The 13000-nt window shown below is 69.9% G+C and carries 10 protein-coding genes; 5 read left to right on the forward strand and 5 right to left on the reverse strand.

Annotation, left to right across the window (positions count from 1 at the left end; genetic code table 11):
- Positions 1-114: 114 nt before the first annotated feature.
- On the reverse strand, positions 115-1113 hold the full coding sequence (galE, locus tag INT51_RS08150; protein WP_193104801.1) for a UDP-glucose 4-epimerase GalE: 999 nt from the start codon (positions 1111-1113) through the stop codon (positions 115-117).
- A gap of 98 nt (positions 1114-1211) precedes the next feature.
- The gene (locus INT51_RS08155) at positions 1212-2681 is read right to left on the reverse strand and encodes a GuaB1 family IMP dehydrogenase-related protein (RefSeq protein ID WP_193104802.1); all 1470 of its coding nucleotides are present in this window, start codon (positions 2679-2681) and stop codon (positions 1212-1214) included.
- 912 nt (positions 2682-3593) lie between these two features.
- On the opposite strand from INT51_RS08155, the gene INT51_RS22165 reads away from it, so the two are divergent.
- Both INT51_RS22165 and INT51_RS22170 read left to right on the forward strand, forming a co-directional pair.
- Positions 3594-3770 carry a hypothetical protein gene (locus INT51_RS22165; protein WP_226832125.1) on the forward strand — a complete coding sequence of 59 codons (177 nt, stop codon included), beginning with the start codon at positions 3594-3596 and terminating at the stop codon, positions 3768-3770.
- 56 nt (positions 3771-3826) lie between these two features.
- On the forward strand, positions 3827-5287 hold the full coding sequence (locus INT51_RS22170; protein WP_304502118.1) for an LCP family protein: 1461 nt from the start codon (positions 3827-3829) through the stop codon (positions 5285-5287).
- Between the two features lie 91 nt (positions 5288-5378).
- On the opposite strand, the gene INT51_RS08165 is transcribed toward INT51_RS22170, so the two are convergent.
- Positions 5379-6806 (reverse strand): mycothione reductase, encoded by a 1428-nt coding sequence (locus INT51_RS08165; RefSeq protein WP_304502119.1) that lies wholly within the window; start codon positions 6804-6806, stop codon positions 5379-5381.
- Positions 6807-6885: 79 nt separating this feature from the next.
- On the reverse strand, positions 6886-7512 hold the full coding sequence (locus tag INT51_RS08170) for a MerR family transcriptional regulator (RefSeq protein WP_226832126.1): 627 nt from the start codon (positions 7510-7512) through the stop codon (positions 6886-6888).
- Positions 7513-7656: 144 nt separating this feature from the next.
- Between INT51_RS08170 and INT51_RS08175 the strand changes: the two genes are divergently transcribed.
- The 3 genes from INT51_RS08175 (at position 7657) to INT51_RS08185 (ending at position 12007) form a co-directional block, all read left to right on the forward strand.
- On the forward strand, positions 7657-10041 hold the full coding sequence (locus tag INT51_RS08175; protein ID WP_193104804.1) for an excinuclease ABC subunit UvrA: 2385 nt from the start codon (positions 7657-7659) through the stop codon (positions 10039-10041).
- 49 nt (positions 10042-10090) lie between these two features.
- Positions 10091-11041 (forward strand): putative RNA methyltransferase, encoded by a 951-nt coding sequence (locus tag INT51_RS08180; RefSeq protein WP_304502120.1) that lies wholly within the window; start codon positions 10091-10093, stop codon positions 11039-11041.
- 138 nt (positions 11042-11179) lie between these two features.
- Positions 11180-12007 carry an HAD hydrolase family protein gene (locus INT51_RS08185; protein ID WP_193104806.1) on the forward strand — a complete coding sequence of 276 codons (828 nt, stop codon included), beginning with the start codon at positions 11180-11182 and terminating at the stop codon, positions 12005-12007.
- A 75-nt stretch (positions 12008-12082) separates the two neighbouring features.
- On the opposite strand, the gene INT51_RS08190 is transcribed toward INT51_RS08185, so the two are convergent.
- A complete protein-coding gene (locus INT51_RS08190; protein WP_193104807.1) occupies positions 12083-12907 on the reverse strand; it encodes a hypothetical protein in 825 nt (274 codons plus the stop codon).
- Between the last annotated feature and the right edge of the window lie 93 nt (positions 12908-13000).

Raw genomic sequence — 13000 nt, forward strand, 5'->3', positions numbered from 1 at the left:
CGTTCTGCTGGGTCCGGTCCGTCTGCACCACGCCCTGCGGGGTCTGGTTCGGCTGGATCACGCCGTGCTGCGTCACGCCTCCCGCCGATCCACCAGGGAGTCGAGGAGGCGAGGTCAGGTCTCGGGGTAGGCCTCCACATCGGGGGCCACCGCCCTCGAGCGGGCCTCGACGGCTGAACGGACGATGTCGTCCAGGCTGTGCTCCGACTTCCAGCCGAGGTGCTGCGCGATGCGGTCCCCCGAGCAGATCAGACGAGCCGGGTCCCCGGCGCGACGTGCCCCGATCTCGGGCGTGATCTCGGTCCCCTGGGCACGTGCGATCGCGTCGATGACCTCGAGCACGCTCGAGCCCTCGCCGGTGCCGACGTTGAACACGCGGTGCGGCCGGTCCTCGCCGCGCAGGTAGTCGAGTGCCGCGATATGGGCATGGGCGAGGTCCAGGACATGCACGTAGTCCCGGATGCAGGTGCCGTCGGGAGTGTCGTAGTCGTCGCCGAACACGATCGGGGTCTTGCCCTGCTCGAGGCGATCCAGCACGATCGGCACCAGGTTCATCACCGCGGTGTCGGCGAGTTCGGGCCAGCCGGCTCCGGCGACATTGAAATACCGAAGAGCCACGGTGCGCATGTCGTGCGCGCGTTCGGCGTCGGCCAGCATCCATTCGCCGACATACTTGGTCGCTCCGTACGGGTTGATCGGCGCCGGGGTGAGGTCCTCGGTGACGAGGTCGACGTCCGGCACCCCGTACACGGCGGCGGAGGAGGAGAACACCACGTCGCGCACCTCGGCGCGCGCACAGGCGGCCAGGACGTTCGCGAGGCCACCGATGTTGTCGTGCCAGTACATCTCGGGCTTCTCGACGGATTCCCCCACCTGCTTGTGGGCGGCGAAGTGGATCACCGAATCCGCACCGGAGGCACGCATCTGGAAGGCGAGCTTCTCGCTCGCATCAGCGGCGGTGATGTCGAGCTCGATCAGCTCGGCACCCTTCGTACGCTCCTGGTTCCCGGTGGACAGGTTGTCGACGACGACCACCTGCACCCCGTTCTCCACGAGAAGTCGCACCACGTGCGACCCGATGTATCCAGCGCCACCGATCACGAGAGTTGTCATGGGGGAAAGCGTACCGGGCCTCAGCAGGCACACCCTGCAGAGACGGCGCGGCGACGGCGGAGATCCGGTGGCGCTCCGCCGTCGCCTCGGACCTGCGCTCAGCTCCAGGAGCTGGCGACCGGGCGGCCCTCGGCATACCCTGCAGCGCCCTGCAGACCGATCACTGCGCGCTCGCGGAACTCAGCGGTGCTGCCGGCGCCCGCGTAGGTGTAGGACGAGCGCACACCGGCGGTGATCTCGTCCAGCAGGTCCTCCACGCCGCCCGTGCCCTCGGCGAGGAACATGCGCGACGTGGAGATGCCCTCCTCGAACAATCCCTTGCGGGCGCGGGCGAAGGCATCCTCGTGCGCGGTGCGATGGGAGACGGCACGCTTGGAGGCCATGCCGAAGTTCTCCTTGTAGCGACGCCCCTGCTCATCCGTACGCATCTGTCCCGGGGACTCGTACGTGCCCGCGAACCAGGACCCGATCATGACGTTGGAGGCACCGGCGGCGAGCGCGAGCGCCACATCTCGGGGGTGACGGACGCCGCCGTCGGCCCATACGTGACCGCCGAGCCTGCGCGCCTCGGCGGCGCACTCGAGCACGGCGGAGAACTGGGGGCGGCCGACGCCGGTCATCATCCGCGTCGTGCACATGGCGCCGGGTCCCACGCCGACCTTGACGATGTCCGCGCCCGCTTCGATCAGCTCGCGGGTGCCCTCGGCGGTCACGATGTTCCCCGCGACCAGACGCACGGAGGTCGAGTCACGGTCATCGAGCACACTGCGCGCGGCGCGCAGGGCCTCGAGCATCCGATCCTGGTGACCGTGCGCGGTATCCAGCACGATGACATCGGCTCCGGCGTCGACCAGGTCACGCACCCGGGTCGCGACATCGGTATTGATCCCGACCGCGACCGCGATGCGCAGCTTCCCGGCCGCGTCGGTCGCGGGGCGGTAGATGGTCGAGCGCAGGACGCCATGGGCGGTGAGCACACCACGCAGGGCGCCGCCGTCCTGTTCGGAGTCCACGACGATGGCCGCGTCGTGGTGGGTGGCGGCGATCCGCGCGTGCAGCTCAGCAGGGGCGACGGTGAGATCGTCGGGGCGCAGGACGGGGACGTCCTCGCTGAGCACATCACCGACGACGGCGAAGGAATCGCGACCGGCGATCTCCTCGGCGGAGATCGTGCCCAACGGGCGACCCTGCTCGTCGATGACGACGACGATGCTGTGCGGGCGCTTCGGGAGCAGGTCGGCGGCTTGACCGAGGGTGCCGTCGACAGTCAGGGTCAACGGATGATCCACCAGCAGATCCCGTTGCTTCACGGACCGGATGATCGAGTCGATCCGCTCCGGGGAGAGGTCCTGGGGAAGCACGGCGAGGCCACCGCGGCGCGCCATGACCTCAGCCATCCGGCGGCCGGAGACAGCAGTCATGTTCGCGGCGATCAGCGGAGTCGTGGTGCCGGTGCCGTCGTCGCTGCTGAGATCGACGTCGAAGCGCGAGGTGATCGCGGAGCGGGCGGGCAGGAAGAAGCAGTCGTCGTAGGTGAGGTCCGTCGACGGGGTATGGATCAGGCGCATGGGGCCAGGATACGGATCTCGGGCGGTCATACGACCTCCACGAGGTTCTCACAGGCAGATGCGGGACGATTCGTCCTCGTGAATCTAGGATGTAGCGCATGACGGACCCTTCCTCAGCCTCTCGGCGCAGGCGCCGTCGGTCCGGCAGACACCAGGAGCCGGTTCGACGCGCGTCGTCGACGCCGCTTCCGCCCGACGAGGCTCGGAACAATCGGGACGCCGCTTTCGGCTCCCCCAACCCACGACGCACCTGGATCGGCGACTCCGCTGCATCCGCGTCGTCCGCAGATGGAGCGACGTCCGCCTCCTCAGCACCGTCCGCGTCGTCCGCTCCCTCCGCAGCGTCTGCGACCCCCGGCTCCTCCGACTCCTCCGACTCCTCGGCAGACTCCTCGGCAGACTCCTCGGCACCGTCGGCAGATGCCGCGCCCAGCCCCTCGGCGCCGCAGACCCCGGGATCACAACCAGCCGGCTCGCAGCCCACTGCGCAGACGACGGAATCACAGCCCTCCGCGCCGCAGCCCTCGACCGACGCGCCCCCGCGACGTCCCCGTGGCCGCCGCGCCGCCTTCCCCCTCACCGAGGACGCCGGAGCCGCCGCGAACGCGGGCACGGCCTCCGCTGCAGGCCCGGCCGCCGGCGCCAGGGCCTCATCCCCTGGCTCTCCGAGCGCCTGGACCCCGGCACGTGCCGGCTCCGATCCGCAGAGTCGCTCGGCGCCCGATCCGGACCCGCTGCATGACGCCTGGTCGAGCGATCACACGGCCACAGAGCACGATGCGTGGTCATCAGGGATCGCCCCGCAGTCCTCGACAGAACCCGCGGCGCCCGGCGAGGGCGCCCCCACTGCTGTCACCGGGACCCCCGGCGCACAGTCCCCCGCGCCGGCGCCGGCGAGCGCCCCGGAGGTCGGTGCCGCTGGAGCTGGATCTGGTGACGGGACCGCAGGATCTGGTGGCGGTGCCGCAGGATCTGGTGACGATGCCGCAGGATCTGGTGACGATGCCGCAGGATCTGGTGGCGGGACCGCAGGAACGCCCGCCGCAGCGACCGGTTCACTCCGCAAGGTCGCCTTCTGGACCGTCCTGACGTCCTTCCTCCCCGGCTCCGGACTGGTCACCACACGTCTGCGCCGGTTCGGCTGGGTGCTGCTGGCGATCCTGGTCCTGACCATTGTCGCGCTGGCCGCCTTCCTGGCGCTCGGCGATCCGCTGCGCAACGGCATGATGCTGCTGACCAACCGATCCGTCCTGCTCGGGCTCATGGTCATGGCGGGAGTCGTCGGTCTCATCTGGGCGCTGCAGATCGTGCTGGCGAATCTCGCCCACTCGACCCGGCAGCGCCTCCAGGGCTCGAAACGCTATGTGGCCCTGGGCCTGGCTGCGCTGATGGTGGTCGGTGTCGCCCTTCCCTTCGGTCGCGGCCTGCAGTCGCTCTGGGCGACGCAGAGACTGCTCGGCTCGGAGACCGTCTTCGGGGGCTTCGGCGGCGAGGACCACCCGCTCGCCGAAGGGAAGGACCCCTGGGCGAACACGGAACGGGTGAACATCCTGCTGCTGGGGCAGGATGCGGGAGACGACCGCACCGGTACCCGTCCAGACACGATCATGGTGGCCTCGGTCGACACCGACACCGGGCAGACCGCCCTGTTCTCGATCCCTCGCAACCTCGAGAAGGTCGAGTTCCCGAAGGGGACCACGGCAGCGAAGGCCTTCCCGGACGGATTCGACTACTTCGGCCCGAACCAGGACCTCATCAACGCGGTCTGGACCTGGGCCGAGGACCGACCCGACCTCTTCCCGGACGACCCCAACCCCGGGCTGACGGCGACACGCCTGGCGGTCGAGGAGACGCTGGGGCTGGAGACCGACTTCTACGCGATGGTGAACCTCCAGGGCTTCGAGGACCTCGTCAACGCGATCGGCGGGGTGGACATGGTCGTCGAGCGTCGAATCCCCATCGGCGGCGGCGCGAGCTCGATCGACGGGTACATCGAACCCGGCCAGCAGAAGCTCGACGGCTTCCACGCCCTGTGGTACGCCCGCTCCCGCGAGGGCTCCAATGACTTCAACCGCAACTGCCGCCAACAGCGGATCGTGCGGAGGGTGGCGGAGGAGGCGGATCCGGCGACCCTGGCCCTCTCGGTCCCCAAACTGGTCTCCGCCACCGAGGCCAACATCCAGACGGACATCCCCGTCTCCAACCTGGACGCCTTCGTCGACCTCGCCCTGCGGATCAAGGACGGCGGGTTCACCTCCTACCCGATCACGCCGGACGTGACCCCGTCGTCCAACCCGGACTTCGAGTACCTCGAATCCTGGGTGGACGCCTCGATCGAGGACTCCATGAAGAAGGACCCGCCGGAGTCCGTACAAGGGGAGACCGAGCCTGGTTCGAGCGATCCCGCCGATACCGGAGCTGCGCCCGAGGAGGAGAGCAGTTCCGAGGATTCCGCGGACGCCACCTCCGAGGAGGAGACGACGGAGGAGCCGACGGAGGAGACCTCCTCCTCGGAGGGGGAGACCACCGAGGCGACGGAGACCGAGGCCCCGGTGATCGATCAGGATCCGCTGAAGTCCTGCCTCCCCGGCGCCGAGCAGGGCTGACTGCACGGCAGGAGCTCAGCGGATCAGCGCCGCCGAGCGACGCGCTCCACCGCTCCCGCCCCCACCGGCACAGGTCGCAACGTTGTGCTGATCAGTCCAGCAGCTGCAGCAGGGCGTTCTCGATCAGCTCGGGCATGGCCGGGTGGATCCAGTACTGGGTGGTGGCGATGTCGCGGGCGGTCTGTCCGGTGCTCATCGCCTGGATCAGCAGCTGGATCAGGGTGGTGGCCTCGGGGCCGATGATGTGCGCACCGAGGATCTCGGTGGTCTCGGCGTCGGCGATGATCTTCGCGAAGCCGGTGGTGTCCTCCATCGCCCAGCCGTAGGCGATGGAGGCGTACTCCTGGACCCCGACCCTGACCGCGCGGCCGCTGCGCCGGGCCGTCTCCTCGTCGAGCCCCACCCATGCCACCTGCGGGTGCGTGAAGACACCGCTGGGGATCGGCATCGTGTCGGAGCGGCGCAGCTGTTCGGGGTGCAGGATGTTGTGCCGCACGATGCGCTGCTCGTGGTTGGCGACGTGCTTCAGCTGATGCGCGCTCGAGAGGTCGCCGAGCGCCCAGAGGCCCTCCAGGACGCCGCCGCCGCCGAGTACCCGTTGGAACTCGTCGACCTCCACGCGGCCGTCGTCCGCGATGTCGATCCCGGCGGCCGGTGCCTCCAGCAGATCGGAGTTGGGGCGGCGTCCGACCGCCACCAGCAGCTCTTCGGCGTGCAGCACGACCTCCGTGCCATCGCGCTCGCCCCGCAGCTGGACCCCGGCGTCGGTGCGGTGCACGGACGTGGTCGACAGCCGGGTCTCCAGATGCAGACGCTCGCCGAGGATCTCGGTCAGTCGTGCCGAGACATCGGTGTCGGCCGCGCTCAGCACCCGCTCGGAGCGAGCGATGAGCGTGACCTCGACACCGAGGGAGGCGAACACGTGCGCCATCTCCACGGCGATCACTCCGGAGCCGAGGATCGCCAGGGAGGCGGGCAGCTGCGCGATCCGCATGATCGTGTCCGAGGTGTGCGGGGAGGCGTCGGCGAGACCGTCGATCGGAGGCAGCACTGGCCGGGAGCCGGCGCCCAGCACGATCGTGTCGGCGGTGATCGTCCGTTCCCCGCCGTCGGGGGTGTGCACACGCAGCGACTTCGCCCCGGTGAAGGTCGCGGTACCACGCAGCAGGGTGAGGTTGGCGTTGTCCTCGTGGGCGCGGCGGTATTCCTCCCCACCCGCGATGATCGGGTCGATGCGCCCGAAGATGCGGTCGCGGATCGCCGGCCAGTCCACATGGCGCAGCTGCTCGGTGAGGCCGAAGCGGGCGGACTCCGCGGGGGTGGCAGCGAGGTTCGCGGTGTGCACGAACATCTTGGTGGGGATGCACCCGAGGTTCAGGCAGGTCCCTCCGAAGACGTGGTCCGGGCCTACGCCGCGGTCGATCTGGACGATGCTGCGGTCGATGAACTCGGGGCCCGGGAACGAGTTCGCGGAGCCGGAGCCGATCAGGGCGATGTCATAATGGGTCACGTCGGTCACCGCCCCAGAGTAGTCGTCCCGACGCCGAGATAGGCGGTCAGCTCTGCGGACGCCGCCAGCAGCGCGAGGCCCCGCCCGGTCACCCGATCCCGCGAGACGGCCAGGGCGGAGCGGACCGAGGAGTTCTCCCCATGCCGCGGACCTCGCCGAGCACCAGCGCGATGTCCACCAGCGGGTGTCCGCCACGACGCAGGAGGTGGACCAGCTCGGCATCGTGCACCTCCTGAGGTGGGTACAGGCGCTGACCGCTGCCCTGCTCGCGCTGCGGAGTGATCAGGTTCAGGCTCTCCCAGTGCCGCAGCGTGGCGGGAGAGATCCGGAGCCGACCGGCGAGCTCCCCGATCCGCAGCACCCGGGTCGCCCTGGCCCGATACCGGTGCGGGTCCTCGCCGAGCTCCTCCACGGTGCGCTCCAGGACGGCGAGGGTGGCGCGATCTCGCAGCAGCTGCTCATGCGCACGATCCAGCAGCGTGAGCGCCCCCTCGAGGTCATCGCGGTGCAGGGAGGTCATGATCTCCAGCGCGGAGCGGTGGCCGATCGCGCGGACCAGCGCGAGGAAGGCGCGCAGCGCCGCCGCGTGATGGGCGGTGTACATGCGGTGCCCGGACGCGGTGCGCTCGGTGCCCGGCAGGGCGCCCGCCTCTTCGTAGTTCCGCACTGCCTGGGTCGACAGACCATGCTCTCGGGCGAGATCGACCGGTCGCATCTCGACCTCCTTTGAGGTTCTGTGGCGATTCTTCTCCTGTTCGGGCACGACAGGCCGATCCAGGTCTACACGGGAATCTCAAGGATACGATCGAGCGTGGCGGGAACTGCTCCGGCCGCCTGCTCCCGACGCCCTGGAGGATTGATGACCGCCCCCGCACCCAGCTCCCGACCCGCCGATGCCCACGACGTGATCCGAGTGCGTGGTGCCCGCGAGAACAATCTCCAGGACATCTCCCTGGACCTTCCCAAGCGCCGGCTGACGGTGTTCACCGGGGTCTCGGGCTCCGGGAAGAGCTCGCTGGTGTTCGGCACCATCGCGGCGGAGTCCCAGCGGATGATCAACGAGACCTACAGCTCGTTCATCCAGGGCTTCATGGCTTCGCTCGCCCGCCCCGACGTCGACGAGCTGCAGGGGCTGACCACCGCGATCATCGTCGACCAGGAGCGGATGGGGGCGAACGTGCGCTCCACCGTCGGCACCGTCACCGATGCGAGCGCCTACCTGCGCACTCTGTTCTCCAAGCTCGCCGAGCCCCACGTCGGCGGGCCCGGCGCCTACTCCTTCAACGTGCCCAGCGTGACCGCCTCGGGCGCGATGACCGTGCAGAAGGGCGCGAAGACCATCGCGGAGAAGACGACTTTCTCCCGGGTGGGCGGCATGTGCCCGCGCTGCGAGGGCATGGGTGAGACCTCCGACGTGGACCTCGCCGAGCTGTACGACGAGAACCTCTCGCTGGACGAGGGGCCCTTCACGATCCCGAACTACTCCGCCGGCGGCTGGTACGTGAAGATCTTCGCCTCCTCGGGCTTCTTCCCGTCCGATAAGCCGATCGCCTCCTTCACCACCCGCCAGCTCCACGACTTCCTCTACAAGGAGCCGACGAAGGTGAAGATCGACGGCATCAACATGACGTATGAGGGTCTGATCCCGAAGATCCAGAAGTCACTGCTGTCCAAGGACCGCGAGTCCATGCAGCCGCATGTGCGGGCCTTCGTGGATCGCGCGGTCAGATTCATCACCTGCCCCGAGTGCGAGGGCACGCGCCTGGCGGAGCACGCCCGCACCTCGAACATCGACGGGGTGTCGATCGCCACCGCCACCGCTCTGCAGATCACAGATCTCGCCGACTGGGTCGAGGGACTGCGCGCGCGGCACACGGGGCCGGCGGTCGCGCCGCTGCTGTCGAACCTGTCGGCCCTGCTGGACTCCTTCGTGAAGATCGGCCTGGGGTATCTGGCCCTTGACCGTCCCTCCGGGACACTGTCCGGCGGCGAGTCCCAGCGCACGAAGATGATCCGCCACCTCGGTTCGGCTCTGACGGACATCACCTACGTGTTCGACGAGCCCACCATCGGCCTGCACCCGCACGACATCGCCACCATGAACCAGCTGCTGCTCGCGCTGCGTGACAAGGGCAACACCGTCCTCGTCGTCGAGCACAAGCCCGAGGCCATCGCCATCGCCGATCACGTGGTCGATCTCGGCCCGCACGCCGGCGCGCACGGCGGGCGGCTGCAGTACGAGGGCGACATCGCCGGGCTGCGCGCGTCCGACACGCTCACCGGGCGTCACCTCGATCGCCGGGCGAGCCTCAAGGAGCAGGTGCGCGAGGCGACCGGGTCCCTCGAGATCCGTGGCGCGGACCAGCACAACCTCCGCGATGTCGACGTCGACATCCCGCTCGGGGTGCTCACCGTGATCACGGGCGTCGCGGGCTCGGGCAAGAGCTCGCTCGTGCACGGCTCCCTGCCCCGCGACGCCGACGTCACCGTGGTCGGCCAGGGGGCGATCCGCGGCTCCCGCCGCTCCAACCCCGCCACCTACACGGGCCTGCTGGAACCGATCCGCAAGGCTTTCGCCAAGGCCAACGGCGTCAAGCCCGCCCTGTTCTCGAACAACTCCGAGGGCGCCTGCCCGGTGTGCAAGGGCGCCGGGGTCATCTTCACCGAGCTCGGATTCATGGAGACGGTCTCGACCCCCTGCGAGGAGTGCGAGGGCCGACGTTTCCAGGCCGCCGTGCTCGACTACACCCTCGGAGCCTCGAATATCGCCGATGTGCTGGAGATGTCCGTGGACCAGGCCCACGAGTTCTTCTCCTCCCCGGAGGCGAAGGTGCCGGCGGCAGCGAAACTGCTGGGTCATATGAGCGAGGTGGGACTGGGCTACCTGACCATCGGGCAGCCGCTGACCACGCTGTCCGGCGGTGAGCGCCAGCGGCTCAAGCTGGCCACCCACATGGGCGACAAGGGCGGCATCTTCGTGCTCGACGAGCCCACCACGGGCCTGCATCTGGCGGACGTCGGCAACCTGCTGACCCTGCTGGACCGGCTCGTGGACTCCGGGAAGACGGTGATCGTCATCGAGCACCATCAGGCGGTCATGGCCCACGCCGACTGGATCATCGATCTCGGCCCCGGTGCCGGCGTCGAGGGTGGCGCCGTCGTGTTCGAAGGCCCCCCGGCGCAGCTCGTCGCTGACGCCTCGACGCTCACCGGCACCCATCTGAAGGAGTACGTGAGCGGCTGACACCACGCAGGGGTCAGGCGGGACGTCGATGCCCCGATATCCTGTCGAGGTGCCCGCCACCGCTCCCGCCGCCCTGACCGGGCTCCTCGATATCCTGCGCTGCCCCTCCTGCGGGGCTTCTCTGCAGGAGTCCGAGCGCGCTCTGCGCTGCGCGAATCGCCACACCTTCGACCTCGCGCGCGCCGGCTACGTCTCGCTGCTCGCCGGGAGCGGTGCCATCAGCGGCGACGACGACGAGATGGCCCGTGCCCGTGAACGGTTCCTGACCACCGGCGCCTACTCCCCTCTGCTGGAGGCGATCGGGGATCTCGCCGCCGGGACCGTCCCCCAGCTGGCCGCGCAGTCTCCGGTCGCGGCCGGAGGAGCGCCGCGGACGAGCGCGCCGACGATCCTCGATGCGGGCTGCGGCCCGGGCTACTACCTCGCCGGTCTCCTGGATCGTTTCCCTGCCGCCCGCGGCCTCGGCTTCGACACCTCCGCCCGGTCCTTGCGTTTCGCCGCCAGGGCCCATGCGCGGGCCGCGGTGTACAGCGGCGACGTGTTCGCGCCGTTCCCGCTGGTCGACAGCAGCGTGGACCTGCTGCTCGATGTGTTCGCCCCGCGCCAACCCGAAGAATTCGCCCGGGTGCTGCGCCCGAGCGGACGGCTCGTCGTGGTGCGCCCGGCCGGTGAGCACCTCGCCGAGCTGCGTGACCTCATCCCCGCGATGGTGTCGGTGGACCCGCACAAGGAGGAGCGCCTGCACACGGCGCTCGACCCGTTCTTCGACGTCCTGGAGCAGCGCGTCGTGCGCTACCAGCTGCCCCTGGACCCGCAGCGGATCCGGGACCTGGTCGCCATGACGCCGAGCGCGCGGCACGTCGAGGTGGCCGATCTCGATCACCTGCTCGCCCGAGCCCCGCAGGACGATTCCGGCTCCTCGCAGCTCGCCGGCGGCTCCGCACCGGTGCCGTTCCATGTCACCGTCTCGGTGCTGATCAGCGCGCACCGTCCTCGCTGAGCGGACCCGATCGCTCTGCGGGGCCGTGACAGGTCCCGCACACCGCACCGCTGCCAGATGGCCGCTGCCCCGGCGCCGCGACATACTGGGGCGGCGGCAGGCGCGGGCCCGTCGCATCTGACCAGGCACGGAGAACCCATGACCCCACAGCACTGCGTGTTCATCGACTTCGACGGCACCTTCGCCGATCACGGCGTGGCCCCCGCTGCCCACGCCCGAGCCGTCGCCGCCGCCCGCGGGAACGGGCACGCGGTGCTGCTGTGCACCGGACGTCCCGCCTCGATCGTGGCCCCGGAGGTCGCCGCACTGTTCGACGGCGTGGTCTCTTCCGCCGGTGGTCACCTGCGGATCGGCGACCAGGTTCTCCACGATGAACGCTTCCCCGCCGCCCTGGGTCGCCGCGCCGTCGAGGTGCTGCTGGGCCACGACGTGACGTTCGCTCTCGAGGCCCCCGAGGCGCTGTGGTGCTCCCCCGCCTCCGCGGAGCGGCTCCGCGCACGGATGCGGCCGTCCGACTCGGAGGATGCCACGGGAATCGGCAACGGGTCTCGCGACATCCTCGACGCCATGCGAATCCGCGAGGACCTCGCCTCCTGCTCCTTCGCGAAGATCTCCCTGTGGGGCTCGCAGGTGCCGATCGAGCAGCTGGCCGCCGAGATCGGCCCCGAGGTCGGGGCGCTGCCCAGTTCGATCACGACCGAGGACACGAGCTCCGGGGAGCTGCACCTGCTGGCCGTCGACAAGGCCGACGGGCTGCGCCGGGTGTCGGAGCACCTCGGCGTCGAGCTCGCCATGACGGTGGCGATCGGGGACGGTATGAACGATCTGGGGATGCTGCGGGCTGCCGGGACCGCCATCGCGATCGCGGGATCCGGTGCGGAGATCCGCGCGGCCGCGGACTTCGCGGTGCCCGGGCCGGCGGCACTGGGGATCGTCACGGCCTTCGAACGGCTCGACCTGATCTGACCGATCCGTCCATCCGGCGAGGCCGGGCGTCGATCCGGCGAGGCCGGGCGGGCCCGCGGGTACCCGGGCTGCGCGTCACGTGCGGCGGTGCAGACCCACCAGCACCAGACCGACGGCGGCGAACAGGGCGCCCACGCCGAGCAGGATCACGCCCTGGGGCATCAGGTCCGCTGCGAAACGACCTTCGAAGGCCTGCACGATCGGGCCGAGGAACAGCGCCTGGTCGACCCGATCTGGCACGAGGTCCCCGATGTTCTGAGCGAGCACCCAGGTGGCAGCGCCCGCGATCATCGTGCCGATGCCGGCCACGGTCAGCATCATGCGACGGTGCGCGGCGATCAGGAGGGCCGCCGCCGCCAGGATCAGCGCGGCCGGGCCCGCCCGGTGAGCCCAGGGATCCAGCACAGTGGCCTGGGTCAGGAAGGGCACGTCGGGGATCGTGACGAGGGTGATGGTGGCATCCTGCGGTCGCGGGATCTCAAGGACCGGCACCTGCCCCTCCACGGCGCCCAGCACGGTCTCGATCACCGGTGCGAGGTCGACGTCGAGGTCGGAGGCGCCTGGGGCGAACAGTGCGCCATGGAGCTCGACCATGGTGGCCCCCCAGAGGGTCTCGTACGCCGCGGTCTCGGTGGCCTTGCCGGCCTGCTCCTGCGCGAGCGGTTCCACGCGATCGGCGATCCATCCCGGCACGGTCTCGTTGTCCAGGATCTTCTCGACCGCGCCATCGGTCATCGCACGGTGGAACGAAGGGTCATCCGCGAGGGGCTGGGTGATCGCGAGGAACCCCTCCTGCTCCACGACATGGTCGTCGAACCAGACGGCGGGCAGCCACAGGGCACCCAGCAGCGTGGCGACGGCCAGCAGGACGACGGCGAGGAGATCACGAGCAGCGGACACCCTGCCACGGTACCGGCACTGCGCTGAATCCGGCGCTCACCGAGTCCGACGTCGTGCGCGCTCAGGAGGTCGTGCGCGCTCGGGAATGGGAGC

It is taken from the genome of Brachybacterium sp. FME24 (genome assembly GCF_014897705.1).
Taxonomy (GTDB): domain Bacteria; phylum Actinomycetota; class Actinomycetes; order Actinomycetales; family Dermabacteraceae; genus Brachybacterium.

Bases quoted from the DNA above. Each gene is read 5' to 3' on its own strand.
- INT51_RS08185 (WP_193104806.1), top strand. From the start codon at position 11,180: ATGACCCCACAGCACTGCGTGTTCATCGACTTCGACGGCACCTTCGCC.
- galE (WP_193104801.1), bottom strand. From the start codon at position 1,113: ATGACAACTCTCGTGATCGGTGGCGCTGGATACATCGGGTCGCACGTG.
- INT51_RS08155 (WP_193104802.1), bottom strand. From the start codon at position 2,681: ATGCGCCTGATCCATACCCCGTCGACGGACCTCACCTACGACGACTGC.
- INT51_RS08170 (WP_226832126.1), bottom strand. From the start codon at position 7,512: ATGCGACCGGTCGATCTCGCCCGAGAGCATGGTCTGTCGACCCAGGCA.
- INT51_RS08175 (WP_193104804.1), top strand. From the start codon at position 7,657: ATGACCGCCCCCGCACCCAGCTCCCGACCCGCCGATGCCCACGACGTG.